Origin of the sequence: Polynucleobacter sp. HIN9, from assembly GCF_030297635.1 — a bacterium.
Classification (GTDB): Bacteria; Pseudomonadota; Gammaproteobacteria; order Burkholderiales; family Burkholderiaceae; genus Polynucleobacter.
Genome location: NZ_AP028140.1, coordinates 916222 through 938945, shown reverse-complemented (window position 1 = coordinate 938945; position 22724 = coordinate 916222). Strand labels below are relative to the sequence as shown.

25 protein-coding genes are annotated in these 22724 nt (G+C 49.9%); 23 read left to right on the top strand and 2 right to left on the bottom strand.

What is annotated here, in order from left to right; genetic code table 11:
- Positions 1–9 precede the first annotated feature (9 nt).
- From QUE62_RS04980 to QUE62_RS04930, 11 genes are all read left to right on the top strand, one after another.
- A complete protein-coding gene (locus QUE62_RS04980; RefSeq protein WP_286260939.1) occupies positions 10–1383 on the top strand; it encodes a FimV/HubP family polar landmark protein in 1374 nt (457 codons plus the stop codon).
- Complete coding sequence (gene truA / locus QUE62_RS04975; RefSeq protein ID WP_286260938.1) at positions 1384–2208, top strand: tRNA pseudouridine(38-40) synthase TruA; 825 nt, start codon at positions 1384–1386, stop codon at positions 2206–2208.
- Positions 2209–2210: 2 nt separating this feature from the next.
- Entirely contained in the window at positions 2211–2894 is a 684-nt protein-coding gene (locus QUE62_RS04970; RefSeq protein WP_286260937.1) for a phosphoribosylanthranilate isomerase, read from the top strand.
- A 31-nt stretch (positions 2895–2925) separates the two neighbouring features.
- A complete protein-coding gene (gene trpB, locus QUE62_RS04965; RefSeq protein ID WP_108508454.1) occupies positions 2926–4119 on the top strand; it encodes a tryptophan synthase subunit beta in 1194 nt (397 codons plus the stop codon).
- 3 nt (positions 4120–4122) lie between these two features.
- Entirely contained in the window at positions 4123–4923 is an 801-nt protein-coding gene (trpA, locus tag QUE62_RS04960; RefSeq protein WP_286260936.1) for a tryptophan synthase subunit alpha, read from the top strand.
- Positions 4924–4942: 19 nt separating this feature from the next.
- Complete coding sequence (gene accD / locus QUE62_RS04955) at positions 4943–5845, top strand: acetyl-CoA carboxylase, carboxyltransferase subunit beta (protein WP_286260935.1); 903 nt, start codon at positions 4943–4945, stop codon at positions 5843–5845.
- A gap of 30 nt (positions 5846–5875) precedes the next feature.
- Positions 5876–7153, top strand: a complete 1278-nt coding sequence (gene folC, locus QUE62_RS04950) for a bifunctional tetrahydrofolate synthase/dihydrofolate synthase (protein WP_458574834.1) — start codon at positions 5876–5878, stop codon at positions 7151–7153.
- A 3-nt stretch (positions 7154–7156) separates the two neighbouring features.
- Positions 7157–7921 (top strand): SPOR domain-containing protein, encoded by a 765-nt coding sequence (locus tag QUE62_RS04945; protein WP_286260933.1) that lies wholly within the window; start codon positions 7157–7159, stop codon positions 7919–7921.
- A gap of 2 nt (positions 7922–7923) precedes the next feature.
- Positions 7924–8475 (top strand): CvpA family protein, encoded by a 552-nt coding sequence (locus QUE62_RS04940; protein WP_286260932.1) that lies wholly within the window; start codon positions 7924–7926, stop codon positions 8473–8475.
- 2 nt (positions 8476–8477) lie between these two features.
- Entirely contained in the window at positions 8478–10016 is a 1539-nt protein-coding gene (gene purF / locus QUE62_RS04935; protein WP_286224816.1) for an amidophosphoribosyltransferase, read from the top strand.
- 70 nt (positions 10017–10086) lie between these two features.
- Positions 10087–11292, top strand: a complete 1206-nt coding sequence (locus QUE62_RS04930; protein ID WP_286260931.1) for an O-succinylhomoserine sulfhydrylase — start codon at positions 10087–10089, stop codon at positions 11290–11292.
- On the opposite strand, the gene QUE62_RS04925 is transcribed toward QUE62_RS04930, so the two are convergent.
- Positions 11293–12441, bottom strand: coding sequence for an ABC transporter ATP-binding protein (locus tag QUE62_RS04925; RefSeq protein WP_286260930.1), 1149 nt, complete (start codon positions 12439–12441; stop codon positions 11293–11295).
- Complete coding sequence (gene modB, locus QUE62_RS04920) at positions 12398–13048, bottom strand: molybdate ABC transporter permease subunit (RefSeq protein WP_286260929.1); 651 nt, start codon at positions 13046–13048, stop codon at positions 12398–12400. The genes QUE62_RS04925 and modB overlap by 44 nt, the downstream gene beginning before the upstream one ends.
- 154 nt (positions 13049–13202) lie before the next feature.
- Between modB and QUE62_RS04915 the strand changes: the two genes are divergently transcribed.
- The 12 genes from QUE62_RS04915 (at position 13203) to QUE62_RS04860 (ending at position 22721) form a co-directional block, all read left to right on the top strand.
- Positions 13203–13577 (top strand): ArsR/SmtB family transcription factor, encoded by a 375-nt coding sequence (locus QUE62_RS04915; protein WP_286260928.1) that lies wholly within the window; start codon positions 13203–13205, stop codon positions 13575–13577.
- A gap of 45 nt (positions 13578–13622) precedes the next feature.
- Entirely contained in the window at positions 13623–14996 is a 1374-nt protein-coding gene (gene soxC / locus QUE62_RS04910) for a sulfite dehydrogenase (protein ID WP_286260927.1), read from the top strand.
- Between the two features lie 7 nt (positions 14997–15003).
- Positions 15004–16098 (top strand): c-type cytochrome, encoded by a 1095-nt coding sequence (locus tag QUE62_RS04905; RefSeq protein ID WP_286260926.1) that lies wholly within the window; start codon positions 15004–15006, stop codon positions 16096–16098.
- Between the two features lie 31 nt (positions 16099–16129).
- On the top strand, positions 16130–16456 hold the full coding sequence (locus QUE62_RS04900) for a c-type cytochrome (protein ID WP_286222980.1): 327 nt from the start codon (positions 16130–16132) through the stop codon (positions 16454–16456).
- Positions 16457–16566: 110 nt separating this feature from the next.
- A complete protein-coding gene (gene soxY / locus QUE62_RS04895) occupies positions 16567–17019 on the top strand; it encodes a thiosulfate oxidation carrier protein SoxY (RefSeq protein ID WP_108508443.1) in 453 nt (150 codons plus the stop codon).
- Between the two features lie 52 nt (positions 17020–17071).
- The gene (gene soxZ / locus QUE62_RS04890; protein ID WP_286222979.1) at positions 17072–17380 is read left to right on the top strand and encodes a thiosulfate oxidation carrier complex protein SoxZ; all 309 of its coding nucleotides are present in this window, start codon (positions 17072–17074) and stop codon (positions 17378–17380) included.
- 45 nt (positions 17381–17425) lie between these two features.
- Positions 17426–18289 (top strand): sulfur oxidation c-type cytochrome SoxA, encoded by an 864-nt coding sequence (gene soxA / locus QUE62_RS04885; protein ID WP_458574816.1) that lies wholly within the window; start codon positions 17426–17428, stop codon positions 18287–18289.
- A gap of 15 nt (positions 18290–18304) precedes the next feature.
- Complete coding sequence (gene soxX, locus QUE62_RS04880) at positions 18305–18913, top strand: sulfur oxidation c-type cytochrome SoxX (RefSeq protein WP_458574799.1); 609 nt, start codon at positions 18305–18307, stop codon at positions 18911–18913.
- Positions 18914–18933: 20 nt separating this feature from the next.
- The gene (gene soxB / locus QUE62_RS04875) at positions 18934–20664 is read left to right on the top strand and encodes a thiosulfohydrolase SoxB (RefSeq protein ID WP_286260925.1); all 1731 of its coding nucleotides are present in this window, start codon (positions 18934–18936) and stop codon (positions 20662–20664) included.
- A 27-nt stretch (positions 20665–20691) separates the two neighbouring features.
- The gene (locus tag QUE62_RS04870) at positions 20692–21126 is read left to right on the top strand and encodes a DsrE family protein (protein ID WP_286260924.1); all 435 of its coding nucleotides are present in this window, start codon (positions 20692–20694) and stop codon (positions 21124–21126) included.
- Between the two features lie 141 nt (positions 21127–21267).
- Positions 21268–21585, top strand: a complete 318-nt coding sequence (locus tag QUE62_RS04865) for a hypothetical protein (protein ID WP_286224809.1) — start codon at positions 21268–21270, stop codon at positions 21583–21585.
- Positions 21586–21593: 8 nt separating this feature from the next.
- On the top strand, positions 21594–22721 hold the full coding sequence (locus QUE62_RS04860; protein ID WP_286224808.1) for a YeeE/YedE family protein: 1128 nt from the start codon (positions 21594–21596) through the stop codon (positions 22719–22721).
- Positions 22722–22724: the final 3 nt, after the last annotated feature.

Genomic DNA, 22724 nt, shown 5'->3' with positions numbered 1-22724 from the left:
ACAAGATCTATGATGCCTTGGCGTTGCGTTCTGCAAACCCTTTTTAACTGGCTCGTACTGGCCATCGTGATCTTTTTCATGTGGCCGACCGCGCAGGCGGTGACCTTGGGATCGCCCATTATTTTGTCCAAACCTAAGGAGCCATTGCGTGCGGAGATTCCAGTGCGAACCGGTATTGAGGATCGACCCTATCTCGAGTCGCTAGCGATTGATCCGGTTGCCAAGGCTGACTATGAGCGCTTGGGGATCTCTACACGCGTTTTGGATTACAAGCCATCCATTACCCTCAAGCGCAATCAGCCCGAGCAATTTCTGATCGTGGTGCAAACCGAGAACCCCATTGAAACCGGGAAGGATCCATTTGTTGACATCATTTTGGGGCTCAAATGGACGAACGGTGGTATTGCCAAGACCTATAGCTTGATGGTCGGCGACGTTAGCCAGGTCACGGTGCGACCGGGCCAAAGTTTGAGTGAGATCGCTTCGCAGATCAGACCGCAATTGGGTAGCGCCGATATGGACGAAGCCTTGCTTGCTTTATACAAAGCCAATCCCGATGCATTTATTGGGGGTAGTATTCATCGCCTAAAAGCTGGCGCACAACTCAATAAGCCCGATGCCACCTTGTTGGGTTCCATTACTCCCGCACAAGCAAAAGAGTTTGCACAAGAGGCAAACCGCGCATGGCTGGAACAGGAGGGCGGATCAGGTCAAAGCGCTGCCTCAAGTCGTGTAGCGAATCAGGCCTTGAACCCGACACCGGGTGTTGGCGAGGATCGCTTGCGCATTGGCCCAGGCGCAGGTAGCGAGGCTGATACACGGCGTTATGCGGAGGAAATGGTTGCCCAAGAAAAGGCCTTGGCACAAAGCAAGGCACGCGTGGCAGAGCTTGAGAAAAATATTGCTGACCTCCAAAAGCTCTTAGAGGCTCGCAAAGAGGGCGTGAGCCCGAGTGATTCTGCTACACCGAAGTCAGGCATGGATCAATGGGGACCAGCCGTAGTAGGGGTTGGGTTCATTGGTATCACAGCTTTGCTGCTTTGGTCTCTAGCCCGCTACACCCGCCGTGCTGAATCGCATTCTCATGAATCATCCGTTGATGCCAAAGAGACCAAGCTAGCTTCGAGCCCCACAGCGATTCCACCCAAAGCGGCCGCTATTTTGTCGAGTCTTGACCTCAACTTAGACTCACCTAAGCAGCATGAGGCTGATGCCTTGCGGGTAAAGCTCAATTTGGTGAAGGCTTACATCACGATTGAAGACTTTGTCGCAGCGCGCAAAGCCTTGGAAGAGATTTTGCTGGTGAGTAGTCAGGTTGATCCGCAGATTACCATCGCCGCTCGTGGCATGATGGCACAGATTAATCAACGCAACGATCGTTAAATGACGCGGATTGCTCTAGGCGTGCAATATGACGGCCGCGCCTACTGCGGATGGCAAGTTCAGCCCAATCAACCGACCGTTCAAGCCACCCTTGAATCAGCGATTTGTCAGTTCGTTGGGGACGGACAAGCAGTGCGAGTCACCGCGGCAGGGCGAACCGATACGGGGGTGCATGCCCTTGGGCAAGTGGTGCACTTTGATGCGAAGGTAGAGCGTGAGGATTGGTCATGGGTGAGAGGCATCAATACTTTCTTGCCGCCCGATGTGGTGGTGAACTGGGCAAAGCCTGTCGCCGATGATTTCGATGCACGTTTTAGTGCACAAGAGCGCACCTATATTTATGCCTTACTGGCTGGACCAACACGCTCGCCCGTTTTGCATCAGCGCTACGGCTACCAGATGCTGCCAGCCGGTCAATGGTTTGATATTAAGCAAATGCAAACTGCTTCACAGCACTTAGTGGGTGAACATGATTTCTCATCATTTCGGGCGTCGGAGTGTCAGAGTAAAACCCCTGTGAAGCATCTTTATGAATGTGCTATCTTGGATCAACAACCCTTTGTGTATTTCAAGTTTAGGGCCAATGCCTTTTTACATCACATGGTGCGCAATATTGTTGGTAGTCTTTTGCATGTTGGCCAAGGGCGGCAACCCAGTCACTGGATGAAAACCATCCTTGATGGCAGAAATCGGGACTTAGCAGCGCCAACCTTTGCTCCGGATGGGCTGTACTTGGTAAGGGTGGCCTATCCAGACGAATTTGCCATCCCAGCACCGCATCTGCAAAATGCCAGTTTTCCAAAAGAGCTTATGCTCCAATCTTAACGATGGGCTTACTCACTTTTACCCCTAACCGAACTCGGATCAAGATCTGTGGCTTGCGCACACCCGCCGATATTGAGGCGGCGGTGGCGGCTCAGGTCGATGCGGTGGGTTTTGTCTTTTATCCCCAAAGCCCTAGAGCGATTAGCCCAGAAGATGCTGGCACCCTCATTACCCAATTACCTGCCTCAATGGATGCTGTAGGGTTGGTGGTTAATCCCACCCCCAATCAGATGGAGGAGATTCGGGCGAATGCTGCTATTACTCTATGGCAATTTCATGGGGACGAGACCCCTGAGCAGTGTCGGCGGCTTTCAGGGGGTCTACCCTGGATCAAAGCCGCCCGAATTGGCCAGTCCTTCAATTTCCCAGAATTTTCCCTACAATATGGGGATGCCGCCGGCTTTTTGCTAGATGCACTCGTCGATGGCTACGGCGGTAGTGGTACCGCCTTCAATTGGAACCTAATACCGGACACATGGGCAAACGTAAACGCGCATCGGGTCGTTTTGAGTGGTGGATTGAGCTCGCACAACGTTGGCGAGGCGATCGCTCGTCTGCGCCCCTGCGCGGTTGATATCTCGAGCGGAGTCGAGGTTCATAAAGGGGTAAAAGACCCGGTATTAATCAGGCAGTTTGCGGATGCAGTACGAAGCGCCGATCAAACAAATCCAAGCAGTTATTCCTAACGCTCAGGCGTTAAACCAAGTCGAGGTACCTATGTACGACAAACCAGATGAACGTGGTCACTTTGGCCCCTATGGTGGCATCTTTGTCTCTGAGACATTGATGTATGCCTTAAACGAGCTCAAAGAAGCCTACGCAAAATACCAACATGACCCAGCATTTATTGAGGAGTTTCATTACGAACTCAAACACTTTGTGGGTCGTCCGTCCCCGGTCTACCACGCTAAACGCTTAAGTGAGCAATTGGGTGGGGCGCAGATTTATCTCAAGCGCGAAGATCTGAACCATACCGGAGCTCATAAGATTAACAATGTGATTGGCCAAGCGATGTTGGCTAAGCGCATGGGTAAGCCTCGCATCATTGCCGAAACTGGTGCGGGTCAACACGGCGTGGCAACCGCTACCATTTGTGCTCGCTTTGGTCTGGACTGCACGGTTTATCAAGGCTCTGTCGATGTTGCGCGCCAAGCCCAAAATGTATATCGCATGAAGTTGCTCGGCGCCAAAGTGGTGCCAGTCGAGTCAGGTAGTAAAACGCTCAAAGATGCGCTCAATGAAGCCATGCGCGATTGGGTTACCAATGTGGAAAACACCTTCTACATCATTGGTACAGTCGCCGGCCCTCATCCTTATCCTATGATGGTGCGGGATTTTCAGAGTGTGATTGGAGAAGAGTGCAAAGTCCAAATGCCAGAGATGATTGGTCGCCAGCCCGACTATGTATTAGCGTGCGTGGGTGGTGGATCAAATGCCATGGGCATCTTCTATCCGTATATTGATGTGCCTAACGTACGTTTGGTTGGCGTTGAGGCTGCAGGTCGCGGCATGAATACCGGTGATCACTCCGCGGCACTGTGCGCCGGCAAACCGGGCGTACTTCATGGCAATCGTACCTATCTCTTGCAAGATGAGAACGGTCAGATTGCCGAGACCCATTCAGTGTCAGCTGGTATGGACTACCCCGGTGTTGGACCAGAGCATGCGTGGTTAAAAGATTCGGGTCGAGCAGAGTATGTGGCGATTTCGGATGAGGATGCGTTAAAGGCCTTCCATGACTGCTGCCGCATTGAGGGCATTATTCCTGCACTTGAGTCTTCTCATGCAGTGGCGTATGCCTGCAAATTGGCACCGACCTTAAGTAAAGATAAAGTGATCTTGATTAATCTCTCGGGTCGGGGCGATAAAGACATGCATACCGTTGCTCAAGCAACCGGTTCGGAAGGCTAATTCATGTCAAAGATTGCTGGCGTATTTGCAGATCTCAAGGCCAAAAATAAAAAAGGGCTGATCCCCTTTGTTACAGCGGGCGACCCGCATCCTGATTTAACCGTGGACGTCATGCATGCCTTGGTGAAGGGCGGGGCTGATGTCATTGAGTTGGGCGTTCCTTTCTCAGACCCAATGGCTGATGGCCCTGTGATTCAGCGTTCGTCCGAGCGCGCCCTTGCACAAGGCGTAACACTCAAGCAATGCTTAGCCAATGTGCAGCAGTTTCGACAAAAGAATCAAAACACTCCCGTGGTGTTAATGGGTTACGCCAATCCAGTTGAGCAGATGGGTCACGCGGTATTTGCAAAAGCTGCTAAAGCAGCTGGCGTTGATGGTGTATTGATTGTGGATTATCCACCTGAAGAATGCGAAGAGTTTGCTAAACAAATGCGCAGTGAGAGTATTGATCCAATCTTCTTGTTGGCACCCACCTCAAGTCAAGAACGTATTCATCATGCCGCACAAATTGCAGCGGGTTACATCTATTACGTATCGCTGCGTGGCGTCACCGGTGCAAGTAACTTAAATACGCAAGATGTAGCGAGTGTATTGCCCCTGATTCGGCAAGCGACCTCGATTCCGGTTGCCGTTGGGTTTGGGATTCGGGATGCGGCGAGTGCCAAAGCGGTTTCTAAAACAGCTGATGCAGTCGTGATTGGTAGTCGGATTGTTCAATTACTTGAAGAGGCAAAAAAGGGTGAAGAGTTGGTGGTGCTTGAGCGCTTTATCCACGAAATCCGCCAGGCTTTAGACCAGGATTGAAGGTCGTTACAATACCGCTATGAGCTGGATTGACAAAATACTTCCGCCCCAGATCCAACAAAGCGATCCGGCCAGTCGGAAGACCGTCCCCGAGGGTTTATGGGTCAAATGTGGCGGGTGCGATGCGGTTCTTTACAGCAGCGATATTGAAGCCAATCTTTCGGTTTGCCCAAAGTGCTCCCACCATATGCGCATCAATGCGCGCAAACGCCTTGATCATTTATTAGATCCTAAGCCTCGCGTTGAAATTGGTGAATCAGTGTATCCGGTTGATGCTCTCAAGTTCAAAGATAGTAAAAAATACCCAGATCGTTTAAAGCAAGCCAGTGACGCATCGGGTGAATCAGAAGCTTTGGTGGTAATTGCTGGCAAGATTGAATCCATTCCTGCAGTGGTGGCGTGCTTTGAGTTTGAGTACATGGGTGGCTCGATGGGCTCGGTAGTGGGTGAGCGCTTTGTGCGGGGTGTTCAAGAGGCCATCCAGAAAAAATGCGCCTTCATTTGTATTACTGCAACTGGCGGCGCACGCATGCAGGAGAGCTTGTTATCACTCTTGCAAATGGCCAAAACAAACTCGATGCTAACCAAGCTCTCGCAAGCAGGGTTGCCCTACATTAGCGTATTGACCGATCCCACGATGGGCGGCATCTCAGCCAGTTTTGCATTCATGGGCGATGTGGTGATGGCTGAACCAAAGGCCTTGATTGGCTTTGCCGGTCCGCGCGTGATTGAGCAAACCGTGCGCGAGAAATTGCCCGAAGGATTTCAGCGTTCCGAGTTTCTGATGCAAAAAGGCGGCATCGACATGATTGTTGACCGTCGTCAGATGCGCGCCGAACTCGCAAAATTACTCGCCTTATTGCAAAAGATCCCGGCTGAGAAGCTACCAAAGCAATTGCTGCAAACTAATAGTTTGAGCTAAGTCGTGCTTGAACCCCAGCAGAGCCAACCAATTCTATTTTCAAACCTAGACGAGTGGTTATCCCACTTGGAGACTGCACATCCAGTAGGAATCGATATGGGACTTGGCCGTATTACCCGGGTCAAGGAATCGCTGGGACTGAAGTTTCCATGCCCCGTGATTACGGTGGGCGGAACGAATGGCAAAGGCTCGACCTGTGCATTTCTAGAAAGTATCTTACTGGCGGCCGGATATAAGGTAGCTTGTCATACATCCCCACATCTCTTGCGATTTAACGAGCGCGCCAGAATTAATGGGGCTGATGTCGGTGATGCTGATTTACTAAACGCCTTTGAGCGAGTTGAACAGGCGCGTTGTCGATTGAGTGATCCACCAACCCTCACATATTTTGAGTTCACCACTTTAGCAATCATGGATCTATTTGCCAATGCGAAGGTTGATGCTGCGATCTTAGAGGTCGGGATGGGCGGGCGACTCGATGCGGTCAATATTGTCGATGCGGATTGCGCGATTGTGACCAGTATTGATTTAGATCACATGGCTTATTTAGGTAATACCCGTGAGGCGATCGCTTTTGAGAAAGCAGGTATCTTCCGACCCAAGGCGATTGCAATCTGCGGTGATCCGATGCCCCCCACGTCTTTGATCAATCACGCTAAGGAGATTGGTGCTGACCTCTACCTGATGGGCAAGGATTATTCATTTACGGGTGATCAACAGCAATGGGGTTGGTCGGGACGGGGTAAGCGCTTTAGTGGTCTTGGCTATCCTGCATTACGGGGCGCTAATCAACTTCTCAATGCTTCAGCAGTAATTGCTGCATTGATAGCCTTGCATGATCGATTACCGGTTAGCGCTCAAGATATTCGGAATGGCTTAGCACTGGTGGAGTTACCTGGACGCTTTCAGGTTCTGCCAGGCAGGCCCACCGTGGTATTGGATGTTGCCCATAATCCGCATGCGGCAGCCACCTTGGCTCAAAGTATTGAAGCTATGGCATATCACCCATACACCTATGCCGTGTTCGGGGCAATGGCCGATAAAGACATTGAAGGCGTACTCAAACCAATGTTAGATATCGTTGATTATTGGTATTGCACCGATTTACCAACGCCAAGAGCTGCCTCAGCGCACGATCTTGTAAAACGCTTGCAGGCTCTCAACAAAGAAGCCTTAGTGTTCCCAAATCCAGGAGCTGCCTATCAAGCGGCGTTGGATAAAGCAGGTGAGGGTGATAGAATTACAGTCTTCGGATCCTTCTATACCGTTGCAGGCGTAATGGCTTATCGAAATAACCAGGCACATTGATCCATGACCTTCTTATCGAATCTGTTTCGACGCAAGCCTGCCCCCCAAAAAATTGAGCCCCTGGCTCGTCGTACCCTCGCAAAGCGCGCAAAGTCTGCTGAAGATAATGGAGAAGACCTTGCGCTGACAGAGGATCCTGAAAAGCAACGTGCTCGTCACCGCTTAATCGGTGCGGCTACGCTGGTATTAATTGCAGTGATTGGCTTGCCGCAGATTTTGGATCAACAACCCAAACCAGTCGCTAATGACATCACGGTGCAAATTGTGAGTAACTTGCCTAATCCTGCAGCTGGTGTGCTCAATGCCGAACCTGATAAAAAACCACCAGTGGAAGTGAAAGCAGAACCAAAACCTGAACTTGCATCACCTGCTCCCGCGAGCCCTCTGGTGGCAGTGCCAAAACCAGCTAGCCCAGCCCCAGCAACTTCGAATGCCCCAAATAAAAGTTTAGGTTTAGCACCGGGTGAAGAATTGGTGAGCACCAGCAAAGAGCCTGCTGGCGCAGCTGATGTCAAGGTAGCAGCCAATGGCAAGTTTGTGATTCAGATTGGGGCCTTTGCTTCTGAGGAGCGTGCCAATGGTTGGGTTGCTAAGTTAAAAGAGAACAAGATTCCGTATTACGTTCTGACTCGCAATAACGCGGATGGCGTCAAGCTCTATTTGCTAAGAGCTGGCCCGTTTACTGAGCGCGAGGCGGCAGAGTCGGCCGAGAAACGAATCCGCTCCCTTGGCTTAAGCCCTCGCATCGTTGAGCTGAATAAGAGTTAATCATGCAGTCACTCGGCGCCATCCAACTAACAACCTTAGATTACTTTGCGATTGGCATCTTGATAGTTTCAGCAGTGATTGGCTTGTGGCGCGGATTTTTTCGGGAAATCATTGCGCTCGCATCTTGGTTTGCTGCTGCGTGGCTCGCTTATCATTTCTGTAATTATTTGGCGACCGAATGGCTCTCGGCATTTATCCCCAATGAGACCGCGCGCTTAGCTGCTGCTTTCCTACTCATCTTTGTTGCTGTCCTCATTGCCGCTGGGTTATTGGCTCGCGCCTTTCAGTCCTTACTCTCGAGCGCTGGGCTTACCTTGGTTGATCGTTTCTTTGGATTATTGTTTGGTTTTGTACGGGGCGCCTTAGTACTTGTTGTATTAAGCACGCTGGGGGCGCTCACTGGTGCACAGGACACCCAGGCATGGCAAGCTTCTGCGATTCGGCCAGTGCTTGAACGGGGAACGGGCCTAATCCGTTCATGGTTGCCTGAAAACTGGGCAAAGCAGTTAAATGCAATTTCAATGACCGATCGTTCCCGATCGGCAGGGGGCTAACTATGTGTGGTGTTGTCGGAACGATTTCGCATCGACCTGTAAATCAACTCTTATATGACGCCTTGCTCCTGCTGCAACATCGCGGCCAGGACGCAGCCGGGATTGCCACCATGAACGGTAATTCGTTTGCGATGCATAAGGCCAATGGCTTGGTGCGCGATGTATTCCGCACTCGCAATATGCGCAGTCTCGTAGGCAATGCAGGCATCGGCCAAGTGCGCTATCCCACTGCTGGTTCGGCTAGCAGTGAAGAGGAGGCACAACCGTTTTATGTCAGCGCACCCTTTGGCATTATCTTGGCGCACAACGGCAACCTAACCAATGCCCCTATGCTGCGGAGTGAAATGGCTTATCGTGATCGCCGCCATATTAATACTAGCTCCGATACCGAGGTCTTACTCAATGTCCTCGCTGATGAGTTACAAAAAGAGACCAACAGTGCTGCCTTGGATGATGACTCGATCTTTAAAGCCGTCGCAGGCCTTAACAAACGGGTGAAGGGATCCTACGCAGTGGTGTCTCTCATTGCTGGATTTGGTTTGTTAGCATTTCGGGATCCTTTTGGGATTCGTCCTTTATGCATCGGTAAGGTCGATACACCCGATGGGCCGGAATGGATGTTGGCTTCCGAGTCGGTTGCGCTGGAAGGATTGGGCTACACCTTCGTGCGGGATGTGGCGCCGGGTGAGGCGATCTACATTGATCTCGATGGAAACTTTCATACGCGGCAGTGCGCACCCAATGCTAGTCTTAATCCATGTATTTTTGAGTATGTCTACTTGGCTCGTCCCGATTCAACCATTGATGGCGTGACCGTGTACAACGTTCGCATGCGCATGGGTGACTACTTGGCCGAGAAGATTCGGGCGGAGACCGACGTTAGTAAGATCGATGTGGTGATGCCAATCCCTGACTCGAGTCGACCGGCTGCACTTCAAGTGGCAAAGCGCTTAGGCATCTCCTATCGTGAAGGATTTTTTAAGAATCGCTACATCGGTCGTACCTTCATCATGCCTGGTCAAGCGGTACGCAAAAAATCTGTGCGTCAGAAGTTAAATGCGATGCGGATTGAGTTTAAGGATAAGACCGTCTTAATTGTCGATGATTCGATTGTGCGCGGCACCACCTCGTATGAGATCGTGCAGATGGCGCGTGAGTCAGGAGCCAAGAAGGTGATCTTTGCATCTGCTGCACCGCCAGTGCGCTTTCCCAATGTCTACGGCATTGATATGCCAACCCGCAGTGAGCTGGTTGCGTATGGCCGCACCCATGACGAAATCAATGATCTCATCGGAGCCGATCAGCTGATTTATCAAAGCGTTGAGGATATGAAAAAAGCGGTTCAAGACATTAATCCCAATATCAAAAATTTTGAGGCATCGTGCTTTGATGGCCATTACATTACGGGCGATATCACCGAGGCTTATTTGGATGCACTCGAGGCAGCACGCAATATTGCAAACAAGGAAGAGGATCGTAAGAGCGACCCTAGTGACTTTGCGCGCTCACAACTGCATTTGCATCTAGCTAACGGAGACTAAACAACAGTCGTGGCATTTGCAGCATGCTCTGCGTGACAGCCCGTCATTTACCTGTCAAACTTGATCTGTTATGAAAAAATCCATACGGCCTAAACCTAATCTCAAAACCTTGGCACCTGAGACCCTAGCGGTTCGAGCTGGTACTCGTCGTTCAAGCGATTATCAGGAGCACTCGGAGGCGATGTTCTTGACCTCCAGCTTTTGTTTTAACTCAGCCGAAGAGGCAGAGCATGGCTTTGCCCATGCCGATCAAGGATTTATCTATTCACGGTTTACTAATCCAACGGTCAGCATGTTTCAGGACCGTCTCGCGGCACTCGAAGGTGGCGAGGCATGCATTGCCACATCCTCTGGAATGGCCGCCATTTTGACCACGGCGATGGCGCATCTGCAAGCAGGTGATCATGTCGTGTGCTCAAAATCCGTGTTTGGTGCAACCACCCAGCTGTTCTCATCAATTCTGAGTCGCTTTGGCATTACGACAAGCTATGTGGCAATTGCTGACCTGAAGGCTTGGCAAGCAGCGGTACAAAGCAATACCAAGCTCTTTTATCTAGAGACTCCCTCCAATCCCTTAACGGAGATTGCGGATATTGCGGGAATTGCGAAGATTGCTAAGAAAGCCAAGGCACTATTAGTGGTGGATAACTGTTTTTGTACCCCGGCCTTACAAAAACCTTTGGCGCTCGGTGCAGATGTGGTGATTCATTCGGCGACCAAGTATCTTGATGGGCAAGGGCGGGTCGTCGGCGGGGCAATTGTGGGCAGTCGTGATTTCGTCATGGGTAAAGTATTTCCTTTTGTTCGTACCGCGGGCCCCACACTCTCCGCGTTTAATGCCTGGATCTTTTTGAAAGGGCTCGAGACCTTAGAGCTGAGAATGCAAGCGCAAAGTGCGAATGCTCTAGCATTGGCGCAGTGGTTAGAGAAACAAATTGGAGTCGAGCGCGTGTATCACCCAGGTCTGAAGAGCCATCCGCAGCATGCCTTGGCAAAGCGCCAGCAAAAAGCAGGTGGCCCGATTGTGTCATTTGTTCTGAAGGGTGGCAAGAAAGCGGCGTATAAGCTCATTAATCAAACACGTTTATGCTCCATCACAGCAAACCTTGGCGATACGCGTACTACGATTACGCATCCAGCCAGTACGACCCATGCTCGTATTACACCGCAAGCACGTAAAGACGCCGGCATTGTTGATGGTCTAGTCCGGATTGCCGTTGGCCTTGAGAACATTGACGATCTCAAGCGCGACCTATCGGCTGGATTAAAGAAGTAATTAAGTAACACCAACAAAACGTCGCGGGTCGTTAATTGGGCGCAGCGGCATGATATGAATCAGCTTGCAATCGAGCTCGAGATACACCTGCGCATCTCGTTCCAAACCTAAACGCTTCACTTCTGCAGCAGAAGCTTCCCATGTTAAGAGTTCATTCAAACCATCGATCGAGAACTCAATGAGCGCAATCTGACCCAAAGCACTGATGGCGTTAACGCGACACGGAATGCGATGGCTGTCTGGGTTGATGTGAACACTGAGCCCCTCTTGAGGAATCACCCATGCTACTTGAGCATTGGGTGGAATGCGACCTTTATCAATCACTTGAAAGGTCCAGGGGCTTGAACCCCACGACAGAGTGCCACCATTAAACACCCCATGAAAGAGATTGGGGATGCCAACGAGCTGGGCAACACGTGCATTACGGGGCTTAGTAAATAAGGATTGTGGGTTCGCGGTTTGTAAACCCACACCGTGATCGAGCACGGTGATGCGGTCGGCTAATAAATGGGCCTCACGCAGATCGTGCGTGACCAAGATGATGGGGATGTTGAGTTGCTTGCGAAGCTCAGCCAGCGTTTGATACAGTTTCTGGCGAGTCGGTATATCGATTGCTGAGAAAGGCTCATCGAGCAAAAGCATCTTGGGTGAACGTGCTAAGGCGCGCGCCAGAGCAACACGTTGTTGCTGCCCACCCGATAACTGTTTGGGTAAGCGCTCTCCAAGTTCGCCAATATTGAGTTCATCGAGCCAACGCTGAGCTTCAGCCCTACGCTTTTGTGGATCGCTGATGGCGTTGTAAAGCGCCATACATACGTTATCGAGGGCGCTGAGATGGGGAAAAAGAGCGTATTGTTGGAATAAGAATCCGCATGAGCGTTGATTGGGTGGCAAGATGATCATAGGCCCACGGGCCGTATCACGATTAAGCCAGACCTGATGATCGCATTCAATGTAAGCAAACTCCGGATGGTGAAGGCCGGCAATGGAACGCAAGATACTGGTCTTGCCGCTGCCCGAGGGGCCCACTAAGGCATGAACTTCACCGGCATCAATCTCTAGCTGAATCGACAGGGGGTTGGGAAGCGTTTGCTGAAGATGAACCTTAAGCACGGCGCGCCCCAGCAGTATTGCGACCAAAGACTCCATAGGAAATAGCAATGGCAACAAGCGAGATCAACAACAGGATCACAGAAAGAGCACCGGCTCCTGCGCTATCAAACGTCTGCACCTTGTCGTAAATTGCGATCGATGCAGTTTTGGTTTCTCCAGGAATGGCGCCCCCCACCATAAGGACCACTCCAAACTCACCCAAGGTATGGGCAAAGGTCATCGCCGCACCACTAAGGATGCCTCGCCAGGCCAAGGGCAGCTCAATGAAGCGAAAGCGCTGCCAAGTACTAAGTCCACTGACCTTGGCTGCTTCCTTAATCTCTGTGGGGATCGCTTCGTAGGCCCGTTGGATGGGTTGGATTGCAAACGGTAGATTGACGATGATGGAGGCAATTAAGAGACCAGTGAATGAGAACACCAGGGGTTCCCCAAAGAGACTTTTGCCAGCAAACGCCACGATAAAGTAGTAACCCAAGACCGTGGGCGGCAAGACCAAGGGTAGGGCGAGTGCGGCTTCGGCCCAGGATTTCCAGGGGCCAGCTTGGGCTAACTGATAGCCAAGCCAGATCCCAATGGGGATTAAGACCACCAAGGTCCAAAAGGCTAACTGTAAGGACAGGAAAATTGCTTGGGTATCTAACAATTAATTATTTAAATCAGTTACTTATAAAATGTTTCTAGAATGAATCTGGGTATTGATGTCTACCAAGTCTCTATTCTAGTCGGATCGAATCAGGGTATCTCTGTATATTTATTTAGACAAATATTCGGTGTAATATGCGCAATTACGCATATTTATGTCAAGTCCATTACCTCAAACTAAAAACTCTGTAGCCCAGGGCTTTGCGGATGGCTTGTCTAAAAAACATTTATCCCCGGAACAAATGGAAACCCTTTTTAAAGAGGTCTCTGCGTTCTTTGCGGTTCTTGCTGAGCCATCCCGTCTGCGCATCATGTATGCATTATGCGAGGGTGAAAAATCCGTTAGTGAGGTGATTGAGTACTCGAAATCGAGTCAAGCGAATGTATCGCGACATTTAGGCACCCTCCATCAGGCTGGAATATTGGCGCGTCGTAAGGTTGGCACCACGGTTTATTACTCGATCTGCGACGACGCCACGCTTGAAATCTGTCAACGCGTTTGTGGCCGCGTCATGAATGAATTGTCTTGATTAAGTCTGATGAATTTTTGTTTAACCATCTAATCCTTAATGAATATGAGTGAACGAACCAAAACCATGCAATCCTTAGGTACCCCGAATCTCATTCGGAAGGCACCCGAGAACTTTCTGTCGCAAGAGACAATCGCTGAAATCAACCAACATGGCGCTGATGAGACCCGCCGCGGATTTCTGCGCAAGAGTTTCATGGCGGCCCTTGGTGGTGTAGGCGCTGCAGGAAGCGGCTTGGCCCTTGCTAATCCCCAGGGCGACCCAGCGATTCTGGAGAAGCAAATTTGGCAAACGACTCTCGGTAAGAATGTAGCTACCGAGCCCTATGGCACCCCATCCATTTATGAAAAGAACTTAATCCGTCGCGAGTCACCAGGATTAACCCGCGTATCGGCGGCATCCGTGGCGTTTACTCCACTGCAAGGGTTGTTTGGCATCATTACGCCCAACGGCTTGCACTTCGAGCGCCACCATCAGGGTTGGTACAACATTGATCCCAATAAGCATCGGTTGATGATTAATGGCCTCGTGAAGAATGAAAAAGTGTTCACGATGAACGACCTCTTACGATTGCCATCGGTATCACGCATTCACTTTATCGAGTGCGGTGCCAACACCGGTTTAGAGTGGGGCAATGTGGCTGTACCAACCGTGCAATATACCCATGGCATGCTCTCATGCTGCGAGTTCACGGGCGTACCACTATCAACGCTTCTGGATATCTGTGGCGCTGATCTAAAGAAGGGCAAGTACATTTTGGCCGAAGGTGGCGATGGCTCAGGTATGACCCGCACCATCTCCATGGAAATGGCGTTGGACGATGTCATCGTTGCTTGGGGCATGAATGGTGAGATGTTGCGCCCAGAAAATGGCTTCCCACTCCGCTTGGTCGTGCCAGGTGTGCAGGGCGTCAGTTGGGTGAAGTGGTTACGACGTCTTGAGGTGGGTGATATGAAATACGCCACCAAGGATGAGGCAATTCACTATATTGATTTGATGCCAGATGGCTTGCATCGTCAATACACTTCAATTCAGGAATGCAAATCCGTCATCACTACACCATCAGGTGGTCAGCAACTCTTTGATAAGGGTTACTACAACGTAAGTGGTTTGGCGTGGTCGGGTCGTGGCAAGATCAAGCGCGTGGATGTCTCGTTTGATGGTGGCAATAATTGGCGCACTGCACGACTTGAGACCCCTATCTTAACGAAGGCTCTTACGCGCTTTAACATCGATTGGGTTTGGGATGGCTCGCCCACCATCATGCAATCGCGTGCGATCGATGACACGGGTTATGTGCAACCCACGATTCGTCAATTACGAGCCGTGCGTGGTACGCGCTCCATCTATCACAACAATGCAATTCAATCGTGGAAGGTTGATACCAATGGCGAGGTCAGCAATGTTCAAGTCGGCTAATGTTTTAATGAAACCCATTTTTGCAAGCGCCCTAGTTGCTACTGTTATTTTCTCCAGCGGTGCAGCGCATGCGCAAACGGCTCAAGCCACTCCAGCAGTAAGCAAACCAAAGCCCTATATGAATATGGGCCGTAATGCGACCCCTGCAGAAGTAGCAGCCTGGGACATTGATGTGCGCCCTGACTTTAAGGGCTTACCACCTGGATCTGGCTCAGTATCCAAGGGGCAGGGTATTTGGGAGCAAAAATGTGCGAGCTGCCATGGCACATTCGGCGAATCCAACGAGGTCTTTACGCCAATTGCCGGTGGAACCACAAAGGATGATGTTAAAACCGGCCGTGTTGCTTCATTAACGAGTGAGAAGCAACCGCAGCGAACCACGATTATGAAGGTGGCCACGATTTCAACTTTGTGGGATTATGTTTATCGTGCCATGCCATGGAATGCGCCGCGCACACTGACGGTTGACGAGACCTATGCGCTAGTTGCTTTCATGCTCAACTTGAGTGAAGTGGTTCCGGATGACTTTGTACTATCGAACAAAAATATTGCGCAAGTGCAAGGCATGATGCCTAATCGCAATGGCATGACCCAGAAACACGGTTTATGGACCGTGAAGGGTACACCCGATGTGAAGAATACAGCTTGTATGAGCAATTGCGCCCAACACGTTGCGATTGGATCGGTCTTACCTGACTATGCTCGCAATGCGCACAATAACCTGGCAGAGCAAAACCGAGAGTATGGTCCGTATCGCGGAGTTGATACCACCAAACCACCTTTATCTGCTTTGCCAGCAGCCGGCATGATGATGGTATCGACTGCAAGTGCTGCGGCACCGAAAGCGGCGGGTCCTGCGGATTTATTCAAGAAAGAAAATTGCTCGGCTTGCCACGCACCTGCAGCGAAATTAGTAGGCCCATCGATTGCGGATGTTGCCAATAAGTACAAAGGCGTTGCGAATGCGCAAGCGATACTTGAGAAGAAGGTGAAGGCGGGTGGTGCGGGAGTCTGGGGTGCAATTCCAATGCCCGCTCAACCACAACTCTCGGATGCCGACAATAAGACTTTGGTGCAGTGGATGTTAAACGGCGGCAAATAAGATTAGTTAACACTTGAAATAAAGGAACAATATGAAAGTTCGTAATTTAGTTGGAAAAATGGCAGTGCTTAGTTCGGCGGCTCTATTCGCAGGTGCGGTCTATGCCTCCCCAGGAGAGCTCTTTAAAAAGAATGGCTGCGCCGCATGCCATGCTCCAGCTGCCAAAATGGTTGGCCCCTCATTGGCAGATATTGCTAATAAATACAAAGGTCAAGCCGACGCCCAAGCGAAGTTAGAGAAGAAGGTCAAGGCCGGAGGATCAGGTGTTTGGGGTCCAATTCCAATGCCTGCTCAAGCACAGTTATCGGATGCTGATAACAAAGCGATCGTGCAGTGGATCTTGAGTGGAGCAAAATAAGTATTTCGTAAGAAATTAGGGGTTATTACTAACGAAGGTAACACCCCATCGGCTTTATAGTTTTAGGTAAGCAACAACGAATGAGTAGCAGTTGATAACAAGGAGTTTTTATGGATATGCAACGACGTGATGTACTGAAATACTCAGCCATCTTTGGTTTGATGGCTTCAGCCGGTTTGATTACTCCCGCACAAGCGCAAGAGTGGAACAAAGCCGCCTTTGAAGGTAAAACTTTGGATGATGTGTTCAAAGTGCTAGGTGCTGGTAAGCCAGAGACCTCGGCAGCAATTACCATGATCGCACCCGATATTGCCGAGAACGGCGCCGTGGTTCCTGTTGGCATTAACACCACCCTCAAGGCCCAGCAAATGGCAATTTTGGTGGATAAGAACCCCAGCGCGCTTGCTGCTCAGTTCTTCATTCCAGCCGGTACCGAGCCATTTGTTACAACTCGTATCAAGATGGGTCAAACCTCCAATGTCTACGCTTTAGTAAAAGCCGATAACAAGTGGAGTGTGGCCGTGAAAGAAGTGAAAGTAACCCTCGGTGGTTGCGGCGGTTAATGATTAAGCCGAATAGTCGATTACTTATTTAACGAATTAGAGAGGAAGCAAAATGTCAGATCCGATGCGCGTACGAGCAACTGAGAGCGGCGGTGTGGTGGATGTCAAAATCCTAATGAAACATGATATGGAAACTGGTCAGCGCAAAGATGCGTCTGGCAAGGCGATTCCAGCATGGTTTATTAGCACCGTAACTGCCAAAGCCAATGGTAAAGATGTCTTTGTGGGCGAATTTGGCCCAGCAGTATCCAAAGACCCATTCTTGAACTTCAAGTACAAAGGCGCCAAAGGCGACAAAGTCACCGTTAGCTGGGTTGATAACAAAGGTGGTAAGCGCACCGATGAGGCAACCGTTTCGTAATTGATAGTTTGTACTTCACTGATTAATAACAAGAAGAGGGATATCATGAGACAACACTGGACTCGCGGGGCGCTTATTGTGTCATCGCTATTTGTTCTGCAAGCATGTACTACACCTGAGCCACCTAAGAAAGCGGCGGCTCCTGCTCCGGCGCCTCAAGCAGCCGCACCGGCTGGCGCACCAACGGCTGAGATTGAGAAGTACCGTGCAATGATTGCTGATGGTAATCCCTCTGATTTGTATGAAATGGCTGGCGAAGAGCTTTGGAAGAAAGCCATGGGCCCCAAGAATGCCACTCTAGAAAAGTGTGATCTTGGTTTGGGACCTGGTGTGGTGAAAGGCGTTTATGCCGTGTTACCCAAGTACTTCAAAGATACCAATAAAGTCCAAGACCTTGAGTCACGCATTGTGACCTGCATGGAACGCCTACAAGGTTTTGATGCAAAAGAAATCATTGCCGGTAGTTTTGGAAAAGGTAAGCGCAAAGACGTTGAGGCGATTGTGGCTTATGTGGTTGCTAACTCCAAAGGTGCAACCATTAATGTTTCCATGAAGCACCCCAAAGAGAAAGAAATGTACGAGCTTGGTAAGAAGTCATTCTTCTATCAAGCCGGTCCGATGGATTTCTCATGCGCTTCCTGCCATGCTGATCCTGGTAAGCGGATTCGCTTGCAAGATTTGCCTGATTTAACCCAACAAAAGGGCGCCGCGCTCGGTTGGGGTGCTTGGCCAGCGTATCGCGTATCAAGCGGTACCTTCTGGACCATGCAATACCGTTTGAACGATTGTTATCGTCAGCAACGTTTCCCAGAGCCGATCTATATATCCGATGACACGATTGCGGTATCGATGTATATGGCCGTCACGGCAAATGGCGGCAAGATGGCCGCTCCTGGTTTGAAACGCTAATCGCTGGAGAACAACATGAAGAATAAATATCTAATTACAGCAGCAACATTATTGGCGTTACCCATGGGGTCTGCCTTCGCCGATGCAAAGTTTGACAAGATGATGAAGGATAGTTTTCAAACGAAAGGCATTGCCTCGATTGATCGTCTGAAGCAAGACGCAGCACAAAAGTATTGCTCGGACCCTGCGGTATTAGCAGGTAAGGGCAACCCTAAGCAGGCTGAGTCGATTCAGAAGGCCAATATGGCAAGTATTAAGCAACCCGCTGATGGCAAATACATCGGCGACTGGAAGGCCGGTGAGCGAGTTGCGCAGAGTGGTCGCGGCGCGACCTGGAGTGATAAAGCGGATGCGGTGAATGGTGGTGGTTGCTATAACTGTCATCAAATTAATAAAGCAGAACTTTCCTACGGAAACATCGGCCCAAGCCTCTGGAACTACGGCAAGCTACGCGGTTACAGCAAAGAAGTTGTGACCTATACCTGGAATCGAATCTATAACTCCAAGGCTTATAACGTGTGCAGCAATATGCCGCGCTTTGGTCACTTCAATTTGTTGACCGAGAAACAAATGCAAGACGTGATGGCCTTGTTATTAGATCCGAACTCCCCCGTTAATCAGTAAACCAATTTCAAAGGAGTTGTATGTCTTTTAGTAGACGGGAGTTTCTGCAAGCCCTTGCAGTGGCATCGGCTGGTGGAATGAGCTTGCAGTCCAATTTTTCTCATGCTCAAAGTGCTGCACAGAAGTTTTATGACCTGCCAAAGTTTGGCAATGTGCACTTCTTGCATTTCACGGATTGCCATGCGCAATTGCTCCCAATCTACTTTCGTGAACCCAATGTCAATTTAGGCATTGGCGCACAAGAAGGCAAGCCACCCCATTTGGTGGGCGAGTATCTATTGAAGTTTTATGGAGTGAAGCCTGGCACGCGTGATGCCCATGCGTTTACCTATTTAGACTTCGCTTCTGCAGCGAAGACTTATGGCAAGGTCGGCGGCTTTGCTCATCTTGCTACTTTGGTAAAACAAATTAAGGCGAGCCGACCTGGCGCTTTATTGCTTGATGGGGGCGATACCTGGCAAGGCTCAGGAACGGCATTATGGACCAATGGTCAGGATATGGTAGATGCCTGTCTAGCGATGGGTGTCGATGTGATGACCCCCCATTGGGAAATGACCTTGGGTGAGAAACGCGTCATGGAGATTGTGGAGAAGGATTTCCGGGGCAAGGTCTCATTTGTCGCTCAAAACATTAAGACTGCCGACTTTGGTGATGCGGTCTTTGCACCCTATGCGATGAAGACCATGAATGGTATTCAGGTTGCCGTGGTTGGCCAGGCATTCCCATACACACCGATTGCGAACCCGCGTTATTTCACGCCCAACTGGACCTTTGGTATTCAAGAAGAGAATATGCAAAAGGTAGTGGATGAAGCCCGTGCGAAGGGCGCAAAAGTAGTTGTGGTGCTCTCACACAATGGTATGGATGTGGATTTAAAGATGGCCTCCCGCGTACGGGGCATTGATGCCATCATGGGTGGACACACGCACGATGGCGTTCCAGCCCCCGTGAAGGTGAAAAATCCAGGTGGCGTCACCTTAGTTACGAATGCTGGATCGAACGGTAAGTTCTTGGGCGTTTTGGATTTTGATGTGAAGGGGGGCAAAGTAAGCGACTTCCGCTACAAACTTCTACCGGTATTCTCCAACTTATTGCCCGCAGACGCAGGGATGAGTGCTTTGATTAAGAAGATTCGGGCACCGTATGAGTCTAAGCTTGCTGAGAAGCTCGCAGTGACCGATGGCCTCTTGTATCGCCGTGGTAACTTCAATGGTAGTTTTGATCAAGTGATCTTAGATGGTCTCTTAAAGCAAAAGAATGCGGAGATTTCATTCTCGCCCGGCTTCCGTTGGGGCACCTCCTTATTGCCTGGTGAGTCGATCACGATGGAGCATCTACTCGATCAGACCGCGATTACTTATCCCTACACCACGGTCACCAATATGAGTGGTGAGATGATCAAAACCGTATTGGAAGACGTCGCTGATAATTTATTCAACCCCGATCCCTACTACCAACAGGGTGGTGATATGGTGCGGGTCGGTGGCTTGCAATATACGATTGATCCAGCGGGTGGTGCTGGCAAACGCATTTCTGAGATGCGCTTAAATGGCAATCTGATTGAGGCAGGTAAGACCTATAAAGTAGCTGGCTGGGCGCCGGTTTCGGAAGAGGCAAAGAATGCCGGCGGCGAACCCATTTGGGATCTAATGGCACGTCACTTACGGGAGGTGAAGACCATTAAGGCCGTGAAGCTTAATGAGCCTGTCATTAAAGGTGTTAAAGGTAACCCTGGGATGGCCCCTATTTAGTCGTTCCTTTTTTAATTGGAGGATGGTATGAAAGCATTCGTTCGTGCAGTATTGATGGGCTTTCTAGCCATCGCTTTAACGATTGGCGCTAATTTAGCAAAAGCCGAATCAACCCGGGTGGTTTATCACATCGATGATGCGGCTACCCAAGGCTTAAAAGGCTTACGCAATATACGCAATCACCTCGATGTCTCACCACAGACCAAAATTATTGTGGTGACCCATGCCAACGGGGTCGATATTCTGATGGAGGGTGGCAAAGACAAGAATGGAACCGAATACGCTCCACTGGTTGCCGCCTTAAAGTCTCGTGGGGTACGTTTTGAAGTCTGCGAGATTACCCTGCGCAACCGCAACCTCAAGCGCGATCAATTTATCCTAGATGCTGAGTTCACCCCCTCTGGCGTGGTTCGGATTGCTGACCTGCAATTTAAGGATAAATACGCCTATATCCGGCCCTGATTACTCATTGCTTTATAACTTTTGCTTATATCAGCATTACGGAATAATCTTGATTTTAGCTTCTAAAACACTGATTTTGCTGTAGTTTTTTAATTCAGTCCGATAGAATCACATCTTCAGAAATTGATACATACAAATACTATGAAGACTTTATCGACCTTAGCAATTTTCATCGGTGTTTTAGGTGGATTAGCCGCGCAGCCTGTCGTGGCTGCGCCCAACCTTGCCAATGGCAAGAAGATTGAAGATACCAAGTGCTATCAATGCCATGCTGAGAAGTCTGGCTTGGGTGATGGCACTTTGATTTACACCCGTAAGGATCGTCGGGTGAAGGGCTTAGATCGCTTGAAAGTGATGGTCGCACGCTGTAATACCGAATTACGCCTAGATCTATTCCCAGAGGATGAAGCAGACGTCGTTGCTTACCTAAACCAACAATACTACAAATTTAAACCCTAGGAATCATTATGACTGATTTATCACCAGAGCAGATTCGCTCTCTGGGTAGTCAGGCTTTGCTGATTACCTTTGCGATTACCGCAGTGTTGGGCGCCATCATGCAGCGCACGAACTTTTGCACACTGGGTGCCGTATCCGATGGCCTCCTAATGGAAGATTGGTCTCGTATGCGCCAATGGTGCTTAGCGATTGGCATCGCAATACTCGGGGTTGCTACGATGTCCCACCTTGGATGGATTGATGTCACCAAATCCCTCTATACCGGTAACCGCGTGCTTTATCTATCGACCCTAATCGGTAGCGTTCTATTTGGGATCGGGATGGTTCTGGCATCCGGATGCGGTAGCAAAACCCTAGTTCGGATCGGCAGCGGCAATCTGAAATCCATCGTGGTATTTATTGTGTTGGGACTCGTTGCCTATATGACCATGCGTGGATTTTTAGGAGTTTTACGAACCAATTCGATCGACCAAGTGGCATTGAATCTCAAAACTTCACAAGATTTGCCAAGCGTTCTCTCAGCGAGTGTTGGTATGGGTAAAGAGCAATTGCGTTGGATTCTGTCCCTTGTGATTGGTGGCGCCTTTATTGCATACGCACTTTTAAAGAAATCGTTTTGGACTATTGATAATCTCTTAGCAGGAGTCGGGGTTGGCTTGGCGATCACCGCTATTTGGTGGGTATCCGGGCACTTTGCGCATCTTGAAGAGGACCCCAATACTTTGCAAGAAGCATTCTTGGTGACAAACTCGGGTCGGATGGAAAGCCTCTCATTTGTGGCGCCGTATGCCTATTCCTTGGATTGGTTAATGTTCACGAGTGATAAGTCTAAAGTGCTCACCATTGGAATTGTGGCGGTCTTGGGCATGATTGTTGGCTCGGCGATTAGCGCCATCATCAGTAAACGTTTTCGTTGGGAAGCATTTCGGGGAGTGGAGGATACCGCCAATCATCTCGTGGGTGCCGCGCTGATGGGATTTGGTGGAGTCACTGCGATGGGGTGTACGGTCGGGCAGGGCTTGAGTGGAATATCAACTTTAGCACTCAATGCATTTATTGCACTCCCTGGATTTTTCTTGGGAGGCTATTTGGGGCTTCAATACTTACAGTGGCGCATGAGTCCAAAACCCTGTTAAGTA

Bases quoted from the DNA above. Each gene is read 5' to 3' on its own strand.
- soxC (WP_286260927.1), top strand. From the start codon at position 13,623: ATGAGTGAACGAACCAAAACCATGCAATCCTTAGGTACCCCGAATCTC.
- QUE62_RS04900 (WP_286222980.1), top strand. From the start codon at position 16,130: ATGAAAGTTCGTAATTTAGTTGGAAAAATGGCAGTGCTTAGTTCGGCG.
- trpA (WP_286260936.1), top strand. From the start codon at position 4,123: ATGTCAAAGATTGCTGGCGTATTTGCAGATCTCAAGGCCAAAAATAAA.
- soxA (WP_458574816.1), top strand. From the start codon at position 17,426: ATGAGACAACACTGGACTCGCGGGGCGCTTATTGTGTCATCGCTATTT.
- QUE62_RS04905 (WP_286260926.1), top strand. From the start codon at position 15,004: ATGAAACCCATTTTTGCAAGCGCCCTAGTTGCTACTGTTATTTTCTCC.
- QUE62_RS04970 (WP_286260937.1), top strand. From the start codon at position 2,211: ATGGGCTTACTCACTTTTACCCCTAACCGAACTCGGATCAAGATCTGT.
- QUE62_RS04915 (WP_286260928.1), top strand. From the start codon at position 13,203: ATGTCAAGTCCATTACCTCAAACTAAAAACTCTGTAGCCCAGGGCTTT.
- purF (WP_286224816.1), top strand. From the start codon at position 8,478: ATGTGTGGTGTTGTCGGAACGATTTCGCATCGACCTGTAAATCAACTC.
- accD (WP_286260935.1), top strand. From the start codon at position 4,943: ATGAGCTGGATTGACAAAATACTTCCGCCCCAGATCCAACAAAGCGAT.
- QUE62_RS04860 (WP_286224808.1), top strand. From the start codon at position 21,594: ATGACTGATTTATCACCAGAGCAGATTCGCTCTCTGGGTAGTCAGGCT.
- soxB (WP_286260925.1), top strand. From the start codon at position 18,934: ATGTCTTTTAGTAGACGGGAGTTTCTGCAAGCCCTTGCAGTGGCATCG.
- QUE62_RS04945 (WP_286260933.1), top strand. From the start codon at position 7,157: ATGACCTTCTTATCGAATCTGTTTCGACGCAAGCCTGCCCCCCAAAAA.
- soxY (WP_108508443.1), top strand. From the start codon at position 16,567: ATGGATATGCAACGACGTGATGTACTGAAATACTCAGCCATCTTTGGT.
- QUE62_RS04980 (WP_286260939.1), top strand. From the start codon at position 10: ATGATGCCTTGGCGTTGCGTTCTGCAAACCCTTTTTAACTGGCTCGTA.
- QUE62_RS04870 (WP_286260924.1), top strand. From the start codon at position 20,692: ATGAAAGCATTCGTTCGTGCAGTATTGATGGGCTTTCTAGCCATCGCT.
- QUE62_RS04925 (WP_286260930.1), bottom strand. From the start codon at position 12,441: ATGGAGTCTTTGGTCGCAATACTGCTGGGGCGCGCCGTGCTTAAGGTT.
- soxZ (WP_286222979.1), top strand. From the start codon at position 17,072: ATGTCAGATCCGATGCGCGTACGAGCAACTGAGAGCGGCGGTGTGGTG.
- truA (WP_286260938.1), top strand. From the start codon at position 1,384: ATGACGCGGATTGCTCTAGGCGTGCAATATGACGGCCGCGCCTACTGC.
- QUE62_RS04940 (WP_286260932.1), top strand. From the start codon at position 7,924: ATGCAGTCACTCGGCGCCATCCAACTAACAACCTTAGATTACTTTGCG.
- QUE62_RS04930 (WP_286260931.1), top strand. From the start codon at position 10,087: ATGAAAAAATCCATACGGCCTAAACCTAATCTCAAAACCTTGGCACCT.
- soxX (WP_458574799.1), top strand. From the start codon at position 18,305: ATGAAGAATAAATATCTAATTACAGCAGCAACATTATTGGCGTTACCC.
- trpB (WP_108508454.1), top strand. From the start codon at position 2,926: ATGTACGACAAACCAGATGAACGTGGTCACTTTGGCCCCTATGGTGGC.
- QUE62_RS04865 (WP_286224809.1), top strand. From the start codon at position 21,268: ATGAAGACTTTATCGACCTTAGCAATTTTCATCGGTGTTTTAGGTGGA.